This window comes from Mesorhizobium sp. B2-8-1 (assembly GCF_006440955.1).
Lineage (GTDB): Bacteria > Pseudomonadota > Alphaproteobacteria > Rhizobiales > Rhizobiaceae > Mesorhizobium.
This window is the reverse complement of record NZ_VFTX01000001.1, coordinates 184,235-199,917: the sequence shown is the minus strand read 5'-3', so window position 1 is coordinate 199,917 and position 15,683 is coordinate 184,235. Positions and strand designations below refer to the sequence as shown.

Annotated in this window: 14 protein-coding genes; 5 read left to right on the top strand and 9 right to left on the bottom strand. The window is 64.1% G+C overall.

All coding sequences use genetic code 11. The features are described 5' to 3' along the window. Positions 1–91: 91 nt before the first annotated feature. From FJ428_RS01025 to FJ428_RS01005, 5 genes are all read left to right on the top strand, one after another. On the top strand, positions 92–925 hold the full coding sequence (locus FJ428_RS01025) for a GntR family transcriptional regulator (RefSeq protein ID WP_140497518.1): 834 nt from the start codon (positions 92–94) through the stop codon (positions 923–925). Further along, positions 922–2,016 (top strand): BMP family ABC transporter substrate-binding protein, encoded by a 1,095-nt coding sequence (locus FJ428_RS01020; protein WP_140555643.1) that lies wholly within the window; start codon positions 922–924, stop codon positions 2,014–2,016. Before FJ428_RS01025 ends, FJ428_RS01020 begins: the two co-directional genes overlap by 4 nt. Before the next feature lie 98 nt (positions 2,017–2,114). After that, a complete protein-coding gene (locus FJ428_RS01015) occupies positions 2,115–3,662 on the top strand; it encodes an ABC transporter ATP-binding protein (protein WP_140878772.1) in 1,548 nt (515 codons plus the stop codon). Next, positions 3,646–4,740 carry an ABC transporter permease gene (locus FJ428_RS01010; RefSeq protein WP_140497512.1) on the top strand — a complete coding sequence of 365 codons (1,095 nt, stop codon included), beginning with the start codon at positions 3,646–3,648 and terminating at the stop codon, positions 4,738–4,740. Before FJ428_RS01015 ends, FJ428_RS01010 begins: the two co-directional genes overlap by 17 nt. 31 nt (positions 4,741–4,771) lie before the next feature. After that, complete coding sequence (locus tag FJ428_RS01005) at positions 4,772–5,692, top strand: ABC transporter permease (RefSeq protein ID WP_140515241.1); 921 nt, start codon at positions 4,772–4,774, stop codon at positions 5,690–5,692. A 14-nt stretch (positions 5,693–5,706) separates the two neighbouring features. Here the strand turns inward: FJ428_RS01005 and FJ428_RS01000 are convergent, their stop codons facing one another. Genes FJ428_RS01000 through FJ428_RS00960 form a run of 9 tightly spaced genes read right to left on the bottom strand, consistent with a single transcriptional unit; the run spans position 5,707 to position 15,664 of the window. After that, positions 5,707–6,549: an SMP-30/gluconolactonase/LRE family protein gene (locus tag FJ428_RS01000; RefSeq protein WP_140497508.1), complete on the bottom strand. Its 843-nt coding sequence runs from the start codon at positions 6,547–6,549 to the stop codon at positions 5,707–5,709. A 6-nt stretch (positions 6,550–6,555) separates the two neighbouring features. Continuing rightward, on the bottom strand, positions 6,556–8,325 hold the full coding sequence (locus FJ428_RS00995) for a CoA-transferase (RefSeq protein WP_140878771.1): 1,770 nt from the start codon (positions 8,323–8,325) through the stop codon (positions 6,556–6,558). Between the two features lie 14 nt (positions 8,326–8,339). After that, positions 8,340–9,356 carry a hypothetical protein gene (locus tag FJ428_RS00990; protein ID WP_140878770.1) on the bottom strand — a complete coding sequence of 339 codons (1,017 nt, stop codon included), beginning with the start codon at positions 9,354–9,356 and terminating at the stop codon, positions 8,340–8,342. Next, on the bottom strand, positions 9,353–10,141 hold the full coding sequence (locus FJ428_RS00985) for an enoyl-CoA hydratase/isomerase family protein (protein ID WP_140623771.1): 789 nt from the start codon (positions 10,139–10,141) through the stop codon (positions 9,353–9,355). Before FJ428_RS00985 ends, FJ428_RS00990 begins: the two co-directional genes overlap by 4 nt. A gap of 2 nt (positions 10,142–10,143) precedes the next feature. Continuing rightward, on the bottom strand, positions 10,144–11,349 hold the full coding sequence (locus tag FJ428_RS00980; RefSeq protein ID WP_140878769.1) for a CaiB/BaiF CoA-transferase family protein: 1,206 nt from the start codon (positions 11,347–11,349) through the stop codon (positions 10,144–10,146). 22 nt (positions 11,350–11,371) lie between these two features. Continuing rightward, on the bottom strand, positions 11,372–12,157 hold the full coding sequence (locus FJ428_RS00975) for an SDR family oxidoreductase (protein ID WP_140878768.1): 786 nt from the start codon (positions 12,155–12,157) through the stop codon (positions 11,372–11,374). Between the two features lie 2 nt (positions 12,158–12,159). Continuing rightward, positions 12,160–13,155 carry an ABC transporter permease gene (locus FJ428_RS00970; RefSeq protein WP_140878767.1) on the bottom strand — a complete coding sequence of 332 codons (996 nt, stop codon included), beginning with the start codon at positions 13,153–13,155 and terminating at the stop codon, positions 12,160–12,162. Positions 13,156–13,158: 3 nt separating this feature from the next. Continuing rightward, positions 13,159–14,691, bottom strand: a complete 1,533-nt coding sequence (locus FJ428_RS00965; RefSeq protein WP_140878766.1) for a sugar ABC transporter ATP-binding protein — start codon at positions 14,689–14,691, stop codon at positions 13,159–13,161. Then, positions 14,681–15,664, bottom strand: a complete 984-nt coding sequence (locus tag FJ428_RS00960) for an ABC transporter permease (protein ID WP_140497493.1) — start codon at positions 15,662–15,664, stop codon at positions 14,681–14,683. The genes FJ428_RS00965 and FJ428_RS00960 overlap by 11 nt, the downstream gene beginning before the upstream one ends. Positions 15,665–15,683: the final 19 nt, after the last annotated feature.

Below are 15,683 nucleotides of genomic sequence, written 5' to 3'. Positions count from 1 at the left end.
GCTGAACTTGGGATATGTCGTGTCCTGACAAGGCATGTCGCCATCACGAAAGCCCGCTGATCATGACGTCGAAATGGCGGAGAACCATGCCTTGAGCAGCCGTTCCCAGACCATCGCGGATACGCTGACCCGCGCCATCATCGACCATCGCCTCGTGCCCGGCTGCAAGCTCGGCGAACGCGAACTCTCCGAAATATTCAACGTGAGCCGCATCGTGGTGCGCCAGGCCCTGATCCGGCTCGCCGATGACGGGCTGGCCCAGATCGAACGCAACCGCGGTGCCTTCGTCGCCAAGCCGAGCATGCAGGAGGCGATGGAGATCTACGACGCGTTGACGCTCGTCGAACAGGGCGTCGCAGCACAGCTCAGCGATCGCCTCGGGCCGGCCGGCTGGGCTGAGCTGCGCCAGCATGTCGAGCGCCAGCGCCAAGCTGTTGCGGCGGGCAACGATGCGCTGGCCGACGTGCTTGGCCAAGAGTTCCATACCGTATTCGTACGCCTCAGCCGCAACAAGGTCATGCAGGAAATCCACGCGCAGCTGGTGCGCCGCACGACGCTGCTGCGCTCCCTCATTTCAGCCGATTTCGACTATTGCAATCTGCTGGACGACCACTCGCGGGTCGTCGACCTGCTGGAGAAGGGCCGGCTGAAACCGGCCATGGACCTGATCGACACCCACCACCGCGCGGTGGTGCGCGGCTACATCATGGATCGCGCAGTGTTTCCAGAGATGACGCCTGCCGAAGCGCTGGCGCCCTATCTCGACGGCAAGGCCGACGGCGCGACTGTGCCGCTGCGAAGATTGTCGAATGCATCCGGCGGCGGCGACGCGGCAACGCATCTCCACCTCCATATCCCCAGAACAGACCGGGCACCGACAAGCCGGGCATCAACAAAAAAGACCAACAGAGGGCTACCATCATGAAGAAACTGACGAGACGTGAATTCCTGAAACACAGCGGCGCGGCCGGCGCGGCTCTTGGCGCGGGAGCGCTGAGCACCATCGCACAGGCGCAGGAGGTGCTGAAGATCGGTGCCGTCTACGTCTCGCCGGTCGCCGAGATCGGCTGGACCAAGCAGCACAGCCTCGGCGTCGAGGCCATCAAGGCCGAATTCGGCGACAAGGTCGAGCTCACCGTCATCGACAACATCTTCATGCCGCAGGACGCCGAGCGGGTCTTCCGCGAACTGGCCAGCGCCGGCAACAGGCTGATCTTCGGCACAAGCTTTTCGCATGGAACGCCGATGCAGAAGGTGGCGCCGCGCTTTCCCAAGGTGGCGTTCGAACACTGCTCAGGCATCGTCCACCTAGCCAATCTGGGAACCTTCGAAGCGAAATATTACGAAGGCACCTTCGTCGCCGGCGCGGCGGGCGGCTACATGTCCAAATCGGGCAAGATCGGTTTCATCGGCGGCTTTCCGATCCCCGACATCGTCGGTCCGGCAAATGCGCTGCTGCTTGGCGCGCAGAGCGTCAATCCAAACGCGACCTGCAACACCATCTTCCTGAATTCCTGGTTCGACCCGGGCAAGGAGAAGGAGGCGGCCAAGACGCTGATCTCTCAAGGCTGCGACGTGGTCTGCTCGATGACGGACACCGCGACCGGCGTACAGGTCGCCGGCGAAGGTGGCGCCTGGTCGATCGGCTATGCCAGCGACATGTCGAAATTCGCCTCGGGCAAGCAGCTGACCTCTTTCGTTCTCGATTGGACCAGCGACTATGTCGGCGCAGCCAAGGCCGTGGCCGCCGGTACCTGGAAGCCGGAAGTCCGCTGGGACGGATTGGCGGCCGGGGTGGTGAAAATGGCCCCCTACAATGAGGGTATCCCCGCCGATGCGCGCGCCAAGCTCAAGCAGCTCGAGGCCGACATCGGCAGCGGCAAGCTTCATCCCTACGCCGGGGAGCTGAAGGATCAGGACGGCAACGTCAAGGTTGCCGCCGGTTCGGTTCTGGCCGATGACGACATTCGCGGCATGAACTGGTTTGTGAAGGGGATGATCGGCAGGCTGAGCTGATCACCGTAAAAGTGCCGGGAGACGCCCAAGTCCATACCTTCGGCGTCTCCTTGCCTGGTTCCCGTCCAACCTCGCTTCACGCCACGGCAGGACCCGCCATGCATCCGCGACTAGAACTGCGCAACATCTGCAAGCGCTATCCCGGCGTCGTCGCCAATGACGATGTGTCGCTGTCGATTCAACCCGGCGAGATCCATGCCGTGCTGGGCGAAAACGGCGCCGGCAAATCCACCCTGATGAAAATCATCTATGGGGCGACGCAAGCCGATTCCGGCGAGATCTTTTGCGACGGCAATCCGATCGCCACGCACACCCCGGCGATGTCGCGCGCACTCGGCATCGAAATGGTCTATCAGCATTTCGCGCTGTTCGAATCCGTTTCGGTGGTCGAGAACATAGCGCTCTCGGCAAGCAGCGCATACGACCTGCCTTCGCTCGCCGACAAGATCCGCGATCTGTCGCGCCGCTACGGCATGCCCATCGACCCGCATCGCCAGGTGCACGACCTGTCGGTCGGCGAGCGCCAGCGCGTCGAGATCGTGCGCTGCCTGCTGCAGGGGCCGAAACTGCTGATCCTCGACGAGCCGACCTCGGTACTGACGCCGCAGGCGGTGGTGAAGCTGTTCGAGACGCTCCGCCAACTTGCCGCCGAGGGCTGCAGCATCGTCTATATCAGCCACAAGCTCGACGAGGTCCAGGAGCTCTGCGACACCGCCACCGTGCTGCGCAACGGCAAGGTCACCGGTACCGCGCGTCCGAAGGAGACGACGTCGCTGGAGCTTGCCCGCATGATGGTGGGTTCGAAGCTGCCTGAAATGCATGTCGGCCCGCCGACGCCAAGCGACAGACCGGTGCTCGAGGTCAACAGACTTACGGTGAAGTCCCGGGATCATTTCGGCGTCGACCTGAAGGACATTTCTTTCAAGGTGCATGGCGGCGAGATTGTCGGCCTGGCCGGGGTTTCCGGCAATGGCCAGGCCGAGCTGATCGCCTTGCTCAGCGGCGAGCGCACGCATGAGCGCAGCGACGCCATCCGGATTTGCGGAACCGGCGCAGCCCGCCTTCGCCCGCACGAGCGCCGCAAGCTCGGCGTCGCCTTCGTTCCCGAAGAGCGGCTCGGGCGCGGCGCCGTGCCCTCGCACACGCTGTGGGAGAATGCGGTGCTGACCGCGCACCGCTTCGGCACGGTGCGCAACGGGCTGGTCGACCGGCGCCGGGCCAAGGCGTTCGCCGCCGGCATAATCGATAGGTTCAAGATCAAGGCCAACGGGCCGCAGGCGACCGCGCAAAGCCTGTCCGGCGGCAATCTGCAGAAATTCATCGTCGGGCGTGAGATCGCGCTCCAGCCGAAGCTCCTCCTGGTGTCTCAGCCGACCTGGGGGGTAGACGTCGGCGCGAGCGCCTTCATCCGGCAGACCATCGTCGATCTCAGCCGCGCCGGCGCGGCGGTGCTCGTCGTCTCCGAGGAACTCGACGAGTTGTTCGAGATCTGCGACCGGCTGCTGGTCATTTGCCAAGGGAAGGTTTCCCCGCCGCTGGAGCGCAAGACGACCGATCGCGAGGAGATCGGACTTCTGATGACGGGCCGCGGCATGAGCGACGGCGCATTGGCGAACGGAGGTGGCAACAATGCGCTTCAGGATTGAACAAAGGCCGGAGCCCTCCTCGCTGATGCGCGTCGCCGCGCCCGCACTGGCGACCCTGTTGACCGTCATCGTCGGATCGATTTTCTTCGCCTCCCTCGGACATGATCCGCTGGCGACCCTCCATGCCTTCTTCATCGAGCCGCTCTCTTCCATGAACGGCCTGTCCGAATGGCTGCTCAAGGCCTCGCCGCTGATCCTCATCGCTTGCGGGCTGGCGGTCGGCTTCCGCGCCAATGTCTGGAATATCGGCGCCGAGGGCCAGTTCACCATGGGGGCAATCGCGGCCAGCGGCGTGGGGCTTTTCTGGCCGAACCCCGAAAGCGTGCTGCTGTTGCCGCTGATGTTCATCGCCGGCATGGGCGCCGGCATGGCCTGGGCGGCAATCCCCGCCTTTCTGCGCGCCCGCATGAACACCAACGAGATCCTGGTCACGCTGATGATGACCTATATCGCGACGCTGTTCCTGTCCTATCTCGTGCACGGACCGTGGCGCGATCCGGCCGGCTTCAACTATCCGCAGACGGCACTTCTGCCGACGGCGGCCCTGTTCGAATCCTTTGACCCCGCCTATCGGCTCAACCCGTCGATCTTCATCACGGTCGTCGCCGTGCTCCTGATGTGGCTGTTCACCGACCGCAGCTTCCTCGGCTACAAGATGTCGGTGAGCGGGGCTGCACCGCTTGCCGCCCGCTATGCCGGCTTTCGCGAATCGGCTGCGGTCTGGATCGGACTGCTGGCGGGAGGTGCCGCGGCCGGCATCGCCGGCATGGCGGAAGCCGCCGGGCCGCTAGGGCAGCTCTCACCTCAGATTTCACCAGGCTACGGCTTCGCGGCCATCATCGTTGCCTTCGTCGGACGGCTGAACGCCTTCGGCATCGTGCTTGGCGGGCTGTTGATGTCGCTGCTTTTCCTCGGCGGCGAAGGTGTGCAGATGACTCTCGGCCTGCCTTCGGCCCTGACGCGGATCTTCCAGGGCATCCTGCTGTTCTTCCTGCTCGCCGCCGACTTCTTCATCTTCTATCGCGTTCGACTGGTGCGACCCGTCCGGGACACGCATGCGCTGGAGACGGCACGATGAGCGGATTTCGGGTCGTGCGGGAGACAGCCTGATGGATCTGTTCATCGCCATCTTCACCGGCACCGTCATTGCCGCCACACCGCTGATATTCGCCGCGCTCGGCGAGCTCGTGGTAGAGAAGTCGGGTGTCCTCAATCTCGGCATCGAAGGCATGATGCTGATGGGCGCCGCATTGGCATTCTGGGCCGTCACCGCGGGCTATCCGATGCCTGTGGCGATCCTGGCCGGCGCGTTGGCGGGTGCGGCCGCCTCGCTGCTGTTCGGCGTTCTGGCGCTGACGTTCCTGACCAACCAATATGCAGCCGGCCTGGCGCTGGCGATCTTCGGTTCGGGCGTCTCCGCCTTCCTCGGGCGCGGCTTCGGCAGCGAGCCGATCGAGGCACTGCGCCGCCTCGACATCCCCGTTCTGTCCGATCTGCCGCTGATCGGTCCGCTACTGTTCCGCTTCGATCCGATGGTCTATCTGGCCCTGCTGATGTTCGTCGCCATCAGTTGGTTTCTCTACCGCACGAAAGCTGGCCTGGTGCTGCGCACGATCGGCGAGTCGCCGCAGACGTCGCATGCGATCGGCTATCCCGTGATCAGGATCCGCTACATGGCCGTGCTGTTCGGCGGGCTGATGGCAGGCCTGGCAGGCGCCTATTTGTCGGTCGCCTACACGCCGCTCTGGGTCGAGAACATGACTGCCGGCAAGGGTTGGATCGCGCTTGCGCTGGTGGTCTTCGCCACCTGGCGGCCGCTGCGCATCCTGCTTGGCGCGTGGCTGTTCGGCGGGATGACGATCCTTCAGTTGCAAGGTCAGGCGCTGGGGCTGGACGTGCCATCCGAACTGCTCTCGGCCCTGCCTTATCTCGCCACCATCATCGTTCTGGTGCTGATCTCACGAAACCGCCAGATGCTGGCCCTGCACTTCCCGGCCTCGCTGGCAAAACCCTTTCGCCCGACGAGTTGACCTTCTGCGAAATGCTACTTCCCTTGCTGGAGAAGGCTCAAGTCGATCTCGGTAATATGCCAGCGACCCAGATTGGCGGTATAGAGCTTGTCGCCCTTGAAGGCGATGTTGGTGGGGTGCGCCAGCGTGGTTGCGGCGGGATCCTCGATCAGCACTTCGAGACCTTTGTCCTTTTGCCAGCGATAAATACGGCTGGGCTCATAACATGAGATGAACAATGAGCCGTCAGGCGCAAAGGCCACTCCGTCCGGAACATTGTGCACGCCTTCGACGACGATCTCACGAGCCCCCGCCGATCCGTCAGCAAGGATCGGCACATAGCTGATGCAGGGTGCGTCGCTTTCCACGACATAGAGGCCGTTGCCGTCCGGCGCCATCGCCATGCCGTTGGCGAACGACATCGCCTCCCGGCACCACAGGCCGCCCTCGCCCGTCTTGAGATCGTAGCGGAAGATGCCCGAGCGATTGTCCTGGCCAACGCTGTCCGAAACGAAGAGCCAACCCCTCGCCTCGTCGACGATCGGGTAGTTCGGCACGCGAATGCCGGCCGACGCGAAGCGCTCCATGCGCGCTGTCGCGGCATCCCAGCGGAAAATCGCGGCATGCCTGAGGTCGCAGGCAAAGCAGTTTCCCGCGCTGTCGAAAGCGATGCCGAGCAGAAAACCGTCGGTGCCGCCCATGCGCCCGACCGAGCCGCCATCGGCGGCCAGCCGCAGCAGGTCGCCGGTTTCGGTGCCACACCAGATCGAGCCATCGCGGTGAACGGCCACGCCCTCCGGATGCGCGACGCGCGGGCTGGTGAAGATGCCGTCGAAGAAAACGCGCGCGGCTGACATGTCGAGCAACGGCTTGGCCATGGGATCTCAGCTTTCGACAAGCGCCGTCTGCACGGCGATGCAGCGTTCGACCATCGCGCGGTCGGCTTCAAGAATCTCGGCGATCAGCGCGCCGCGCTCCTTGGCGCTGACGAACTCCAGACGGCGCAGACCGAGCGGGTCGATGCGGTTTCGCAAGATGGCGAGCGTGCTGTCGGAAGGCAGCGAGACCTCGCGGCAACAGGCGTCGAACGACACCGCAAATCCGGTGGCGTCACGGATCTGCTGCTGCGTGACGCCCGGCATGGTTTCGATGACGATCAATTCCCTCGAAGTCTCGTCGAGCCGGAAGACGCAGAGATCGGTGAAGACCAGCGCCCTGCCGGTGCGATAGCCCATCGGCTCGCGTTCGGCCGCCGTCAGCAGCCCGCGAGCCGAGCTGACGATTTCGACCTCATTCACCAGCGACTGGATCGAGTGGCGGGGGATGTAGAGCAGGTAATCGCGGTGCATGTTGGCGACATCGGCCATGCCGCCTTGCCCCGGCAACCGGATGAGGCCGCCGCTTGGTTTGCGCAGTGCGATCGTGTTGACGCGGCCGCGCCGGTCGACCTGTGCCGCGCCGACGATCTCGTGCGTCACCGCGCCGGCCTGGTAATAGGTCGAGTAGGTGTCGTCGCCGCCGGCATGCGCGACAGCCGTTTCGCAATCGAGGCTTTCGATCAGCGAGAGGATCATCGGGCTTGGCGCGATGTCGAGATGGCCGCAGCTCGTCGTCGCGATGATCATGTCCGGCGCGTGCGTTGCCTTGGCCAGCCGGTAGGCGACGTTGGCCAGCGGCGAGACCGCACCCGCGCTGGCGAAGCTCTCATTGGTGAGTTCGGCGGCGATGCGGGCGGCGATGATCTCGTCAACGGATGCTTTCTCTTCGGCGCGCGCAAGCGCCGGCATGGCAAGCACTGTGTCAGCTCGAACCTTCGCGGCTGTTTGCAACGGCTTCGGCACGCCCTCGGAAGGCGGGCGCAGATTGTCCGCCAAAGGCGTTTGCCGGTCGGCGAACGCCTCCGACAATCGCTGATAATCCGTGACGTAAAACGGCAGGCACGAGGCCGGATAGGCGCCGGCCGGCGCCAGCGCAATCGCCGAAACCTGGTTGCGGGTCAGCACGCTCTGGCGGCCGTCCTGGCGCAGCGTCCCGCCCGGCACGATTTCCTCGACCGTGACCAGCACCTTGCGCGCCGCACCCGCCATGGCGAAGTCCAGCGCGCGGGGCCCGATGATCTGCACATTGCCGCTTTCATCGGCGCGCTGGGCATGGACGACGAATGTGTCGAGCCGCAGCGGCGGGACGAATCCGTTTTCGGTACCGGCAATCGGATCAGGTCTGGCGCTCGCACCCGGCACGCGCGCCAGCATGCCCGATCCCAGCGGAAGCTGGAACGGCATCGAGGGCAGGTTCTGCTGCGCCGCCCGCAGCGCCTGGATCATGGCCAGCGCCGTCCAATCGCGAACCGGTATCGCGCCGCCTTCAGCGGCTGCGCGGAATTTTGGCGGCAAGCCGAAAATGTCGAGGCTGGAGAAACAGAGGTCGATCTCAGCCACGGCATGCGCTTCGAGCAGCAGTTCGAGGGGCAAGCCGCCGGCCCAGCAGATGTAATGCAGATCCTTGACGCCCGACCGGGCTATCGCACGCAGCAATGCGATCGGCAGCCGGGCGAAATGGTGGCCGCCGACACCAAACGATTCGCCATGGCCGACCATCGCGGCCAGTCCTTCGACATCCGTGAAGCGCGGCCGGTTCGGCTTGACCAGGGACATTGCGGCACGGTTCGTCACAGCGCGGATGCCTCGATGCGATAGCGGGTCACGAACTGTTTTTCAGGCGAGAATTCCTGCGCCGTCGCAATGCCGGATTGCGCGATCGGATTGTCGGCCAACGCTGTCGCCGGGCCGAGCCCGAAGGGCGAGCAGATCGGCTCGATGCCGATGGCGACATGGCGCCCGTTCCAGGGTGCTGCTTTGCGGCCACGATTGGAGTACCAGAGCAAAAGGCTCGGGAAATGCTCCTTCTGCCAGGAAAGTTTCACGCGGTACCCGTCCGCATGATTGGCGAGCGCCACCGTGCCATCCAGGCCCTCGATCTGCAACAATTCCTCCGTGTCGGGCACCAGCGGCGGTCGCGAAGCATCAGCCATGCCACCCGCGCGGGCCGGTACGCTCGACAAGTCAGTGAAGGACGCGTTCCGGGCGAACAGTTCAGCGCCAGTTTCGACATCGTGTGGATAGGTGCGACCGTGATCGAAGGAACCAAGTTCCAGCGCGGCGGCGCCGATCTCCGCTGGCAGCCGGAACACCGGATGCAAGCCGATCGGCAATCGGCAGGCATGGCGAACGACGATCTTGAATTCAACGTCGACCGCTGGCATCGACGGATCGGGCGTCACCGTCCGCTCGACACGCCCGACCGGGCTTCCGGCTGGATAGGCGAGTGTCAGTGACAACGATCCTTTGGCGCTCTCGCGCCATTGCCAGTCATGGTTGGAGCTATGGCCATGGGCTTCCTCGCCCTCCTCCGGCGAGCCCATCACCCGAGCCCAGTCCTCGGGCCATCCATCGGCCGGCACCGAATAGCCGAAGGGCACGCAGGGCCATTCGCCGCGCAACTTGCGCAGGATGCCTGGCAGCGCTTGCGCCTGCGGCTCGTTCGACCACGGCGCAATGTGCATCGGCGAAACCTGCCGACCGTCCTCCAGAATGAACGTAACCGGCGCCAGCATCGCGCCAAGCCGCTGGACAGTCAGCGCGCCATGCGCCCAGCCCAATCCGCGATAATCGTCGCCCGCGTTCACGGCCCGCCCTTCTTTGCCTTTGTCGTGCTCCGCTCGGCGAACTCCCTGACGCGCTGCTGGCCGATCTCGCTGCGATAGAGCTCACCCAATATGTCGCGCTCCATGGTGAGCCCATCGTCCAGATCACCGGACACGGCATGCGCCGTCAGCGCCTTCAGTCCCTCGATTGCGGCAGCAGGCTCGGCGGCGATCATTTCGGCCAGTTCCAGCGCGCGCGGCATCAGCCGGTCGACCTCGACGATCTCATTGACCAGACCGGCAGCGACGAATTCCGAGGCCGGGACGATGGCGCCGGTCATCAGCAGGAAATTGGCGCGGCTGCGGCCGAGCTTGGCCACGCTGCGTTGCGTGCCACCGCCGCCGGGGATCAGCCCGAGCTTGATTTCCGGCAGACCGAGCTTGGCGAATTGGTTGGCGATGACGAGGTCGCAGCACAGCACCAGCTCCATGCCGCCGCCCAGCGCGAAGCCGTTGACCGCCGCGATCACCGGTTTGCGGTTGTTCTCGATGGCCGCGTACATGCGCATGCCGGCAGCCTGGAAAATGTCGAATTCCGGTCCGGTCTGGGCGGCGTATTCCTTGATGTCGGCGCCGGCCATGAAGCCGCGCCCTTCCCCTGTCACCACGATCGCCCCGATGCTTGCATCGCCGGATAGCGACTCGAAGCTTTCAGTGATCTCGCCTTGCATCAGCCGGTTCATGGCGTTGAGCTGATCGGCGCGGCGGAAGGTGACGATCGCGACGCGGCCCGCGGTTTCGACCGTGAGTGTCTGGTAGGTGCGCATCGTCAGGCGGCGTCCACGGTCATGTCACCGGACGCCTCCAATGCGGCGATCTCGTCCTTGGAGAGGCCGAACTCGGCCAGGATCTCGCGGCCGTGCTGGCCGACCAGCGGCGCCGGCCGTTCTATGGTCGCGGGCGTCTCGCTCATCTTGACCGCCGGGGCGACCACCCGCACCTTGCCGCCGCGCGGATGGTCGTAGCTGGTGATCATGCCCATGTGCTTGACCTGCGGGTCCTCAGCGGCGCGGCGGATATCCTTCACCTCGGCGCACCAGATGTCAGCTGCCAGCAGCCGCGCCAACAAATCCTGCGTGGCGAATTTCCTGGTCTCGGCATTCACCTTCTCGAAGACTTCATCGCGCTTGTCGAACAAAGTCTTGAGATCGTCGTAGACGGCAAGCTGCGGCGCCTCCAGCACCTCGTAGAGCGTCTTGAACGGGCTCATGGCGATCGACACGTAGCCGCCGTCGCTGGTCTCGTATATGCCAAACGGCGCCTGCATGCCGGGATGGCCGATCCCGGAATTCGGCCGCACGAAGTCCTCACCAAGGTTGAGCACCGCGACATATTCCTGGTTGAGGTGCGCCAAAAGGCCGGCCAGCAGGTTGACCTCGATCTTCTGGCCCTTGCCGGTCTTCTCGCGATAATAGAGCGCCGACAGGATGCCGTAGACCATGTTCATGGCGCCGATCTGGTCGGCGAGGCCGGCGCCAGCGGGAACCGGGGCTTGATCGCCGCGGCCGGTGTTGGCGATCAGCCCGGCAAGCCCCTGGATCAGCATGTCCTGGCCGGGGCGCTCGACATAAGGCCCTTCCTCGCCATAGCCCGAGCCCGAGCAATAGATGATGCGGGGATTGACAGTCTTGAAATCCTCATAACCATAGCCGAGCTTGGCCAGCACGCCTGGGCGGAAGTTCTGCACCACCACGTCGGCGCTTTTCGCCATTTCCATGATGATGGCATGCACCTTGCGGCTCTTCAGGTTGAGCGCGATCGAACGCTTGTTGCGGTTCCAGGCGAGGAAGTTCGGGCTCTCCGAGCCGCCGACCCATTTGGCGAAGAAGGTCATGCCACGGAACATGTCGCCGGCGCCGGCGCGCTCGATCTTGATGACATCGGCGCCCATGTCGCCGAGCAGCTGGGTAGCGAACGGCCCCTGCAGCAGATGGCTGAAATCGAGGATGCGGATGCCTTCGAGGGCCTTGTTCATGTCATGTCTCGTTTCAAAATTTTCAAAGCAGTTCGGGAACGTAGCGCGGCGCCGCCGTCAGCCCGCCATCGACGCGCAGGTCGGTGCCGGTGGTGAAGCCGGCGGCATCGGAGGCAAGATAGACGGCGGCCTCGGCCACTTCCGAAGGCTCGCCGATACGGCCGAGCGGATGCATCTTGACCCAGGCCTTGGCAAGATTGCCGCCGATCTCCTTGATGAGTTTGTCGTTCATCGGCGTGTTGATGGTGCCCGGCGAGATCGAATTGACGCGGATGTTCAGCGGCCCGAATTCAACCGCCATCTGGCGTGTCATCGCCATGACCGCGCCCTTGGCACCGGCATAGGCGGTCCAGCCATCAAGCCCGATGTGGCCTTGCGCGGAGGCCATGTTGATGATCGAGCCCGATTTCTGCGCGATCATGTGCGGCAGCGCGTATTTACAGGCGCGAAACACGCTGGTCAGGTTGACTGCTATCAGCCGGTGCCACTGCTCGTCGGTCATCTCGTGCACCGGCATGCCGCCAATGGCAATGGCCGCGTTGTTGACGAGGATGTCGAGGCGTCCCGACTTTTTGACGGCACTGTCGATGAGGCCTGAAATGTCGGCCTCCTGCGAGACGTCGCAATGCAGATAGTCGGCGCGGTGGCCGGCAGCGCGAAGTGCGGCCGCGAAATCCTCGCCAGCGCTGTCGGCGATGTCGCCCAGGAAGACATGCGCCCCTTCGCGCGCCATCGCTTGCGCGATCGCGTGGCCGATACCGTCGGCCGCACCAGTGATGACGGCGATTTTTGCTTCAAGACGAGCCATCTTCAGCCTCCATTCGCACGCCGGCGTTTCGCCTCATCGAGGGCGACCGCGGCAATGATGATCATGCCGGTGATGACCAGCTGCCACTCGGTCGGCAGGCCAAGCCCGCGCAGGCCGTTGGACAGGAATTGCAGGATCAGCACGCCCAGCGCCATGCCGGTCAGGCTGCCGATGCCCCCCACAAGGCTGACCCCGCCGAGCACGGTGGCGGCAACCACCTGGAATTCGAAATTGAGCCCCGCCGTATGCTGTGCCGAGCCGACCCGCGCGGCCAGGATGATGCCGGCGACCGTCGCCAGCAGCGCGCTGATGATGAAGCAGATGAACTTGACCCGCCGCACGTCGTAGCCTGCAAGACGGGCCACTTCCTGATTGCCGCCGACGGCATAGATTTGCCGTCCGAACGGCCGGTGCTGCATCATGTAGGCGAAGGTGGCGAGCAGGACGATGGCGATGACGGCCGAATAGGGGATGACGTTGAACAGGCGGCCATCCGACAGCGCGATGAAGCTGTCGAGGCTGGCATCGTCAGGGATCGCCCGCTGACCAGTGTAGAGATAGACGCCGCCGCGCATGATGAACATCGTGCCCAGCGTCACGATCAGCGAGTTGATGCCGGCATAGGCGGTGAGATAGCCGTTGACGACACCGATGATCAGCCCGAACAACAGCGCGCCGCCGACGCCGAGCAGCAGCGAATTGGTGTCGTTCATGATGATGATCAGCGGCAGTGCAATGGTCGCCAGCAGCGATCCGATCGAAATATCGACCTCGCCGGAAATGAAGACGATGGCGCAGCCAATGCCGGCGGTGAGCGCGAGCGAGGCCTGGCCGAGCACATTGGTCATGTTGCGCACGGAGAAGAAATTCTCGACGGTAACGGAGAAGAAAGCCAGCACCAGCACGAGGCAGACCAGCAGCGCCAATTCCTGCCGGGCAAAGAGCCGCGCCAGCATGGACGGCCGGGCTTTCGCGGAGACTGTATTCACAACGCTCATGTCTTATCCGATCGCCGCATTGAGGATCTTCTCCTGCGTGGCTTCGTCGCGCGGCATGATCGCGGTCAGGCGGCCTTCGCACATCACCGCGACCCGGTCGGCAAGACCGAGCAGTTCCGGCATCTCCGACGTCATCATGACGACAGCCAAGCCTTCGCCGGCGAGCCGGTCGATCAGGGCGAATATCTCCGACTTGGCGCCGACATCGATGCCGCGGGTCGGCTCGTCGACGACGATGACCTTGAGGCCGCGCATCAGCCAGCGCGAGATCAGCACCTTCTGCTGGTTGCCGCCAGACAGGTTCTTCACCTCTTGGAACAGGCTGGGCGTCTTGATGCGGAAGCGGTCGACGTAATCCTGCACCGCTTTGTGTTCCCTGGCCTTATCGACGAAGCCCATGCGGGCGAAGGCGCCGAGCGAGGCGAGGCTGGCATTCTGGTAGACAGGCAGCTCGCCCATCAGCCCTTCGCTCTTGCGATCCTCGGTGAGCAGACCGATACCTAACCTGACGCCGGTGCGCGTATCGTGCGGCGAGAGGCGCTGGCCGTCGACGGTGATCGTGCCCGAAGTGATCGGATCGTAACCGACGATCGCCTTGGCGAGTTCGGTGCGACCGGCGCCCATCAGCCCGAAGAAGCCGAGCACCTCGCCGGCGCGCGCCTCGAAGGACACGCCGTTGAGCTTCTTCGCCGTGCTGAGCTTGTCCACTGACAGGGCTACCTTGCTAGCCGGTGCGCCACGCTTGCGGGGAAACAGATTTTCGATGCGCCGGCCGATCATGTCCTGGATCAGCGTGTCGTTGGTGTGCTCGCCGATCGGCTTGGTCGAGATGTGGCGCCCGTCGCGCAGCACCGTCACCGTGTCGGCGATCTCGAACACTTCGTCGAGCTTATGGCTGACATAGACCACCGCGATGCCGAGGTCGGCAAGCCGGCGGATGACGGTGAACAGCAGCGAAACCTCGTTCGGCGTCAGCGAGGATGTCGGCTCGTCCATCACCACCACGCGGGCTTCATGAGCGAGCGCGCGGGCGATCTCGACCATTTGCTGCTGGCTGACCGGCAACGAGCCGGTTCGCGCCGCCGGATCGACGTTGAAGCCGATGCGGTCGAAGAGCGCGGCTGAATCGGCGCGGATCTTCTTCCAGTCGATGGAGCCGCTTCTGCCGGTCGGATAGCCTTCCAGGAAGATGTTCTCGGCAACGGTGAATTCGGAGATCAGCGCGATCTCCTGGAACACGACCTTGATGCCTTGCTTCAAGCTGTCGCGCGGCGACTTGATGTCGACCTCGCGTCCGTGCATGCGGATGGAGCCGGCATCCTTGCCGTAGACGCCGGCCATGATCTTGATCAGCGTCGACTTGCCGGCGCCGTTCTCGCCCATCAGCGCATGGATCTTGCCGGGCTCCAGGGTGAAGTCGACATTGTCGAGCGCCACGACGCCGGGAAAGCGCTTGCCGATGCCGCGCAATTCCAGCGCCGGCACATCGGTATCGATGGCCGCGCCTTCGCCAGGATGCAGGAAATCAACGGACATTGGCTCTGTTCCGGATGATGTCGAGATAGGTTGCCAGGATGATGACGATGCCCGGCACCACCATCTGCAAATCCTGGTTCCAGCCGAGGATGATGATGCCGTTGTCGATCACCTTCAGCACCAGAACGCCAAGCAAGGTACCGAACAGCGAACCGCGGCCACCAAGCAGGCTGGTGCCGCCGAGGATGACGGCGGCAATCACCGTCAGCTCGAAGCCACGGCCGGCGGTCGGCTGGCCGGCATTCATCAGCGACGACAGGATCATGCCGGCAACACCGACGCACAGGCCGGTGACGACGAAGGCCAACAGCTTGAGCCGTTCCGAGCGAATGCCTGACAGGCGCACCGCCTTTTCATTGGCGCCGACTGCGTAGAGGTAGCGGCCGAGCGTGGTGAAGCGCAGCGTCACATAGGCAACCACGAAGATCAGCGCCGCCAGGATGACGGGAACCGGCACGGGGCCGACATAACCGGCGCCGAGATCGGTGAAGCTTGCCAATTGGTTGTGGTTCTGCACCGCCTCGCGCGTGAACAGATAGACGCCGCCCTGCAGCATCATCATCGTTCCGATGGTGGCGATCAGCGAATTCACCCTGAGCCTGGTGACGACCAGCCCGTTGAACAGGCCGACCCCGCCGGCAAAGGCGAGCGCCGCCAGCATGCCGAGCGTAAGACTATGGGTGGAATTGAGCACTGCCATGCCGATGCAGCCGACGAAGGCGAGCGACGCGCCGACCGACAAGTCGACCTCGGCGGTGATGATGAGCATGGTCATGCCCGAGGCGACGATCAGCACCAGAGCGCATTGGCGCAGGATGGCGATGATGTTGGCCTCCGAATAGAATTGCGGCGCCGCGATAGAGATGGCGATGCACAGCACGGCCAGGATTGCGCCCAGCACGAGCTGGCTGCTGCCCAGAAGGTTGCCGCCGATGAAACGCTTCGACGCGGAGGCCTGTGTAAGCTCGCTCATTTCAGTCCATTCCCGGCCG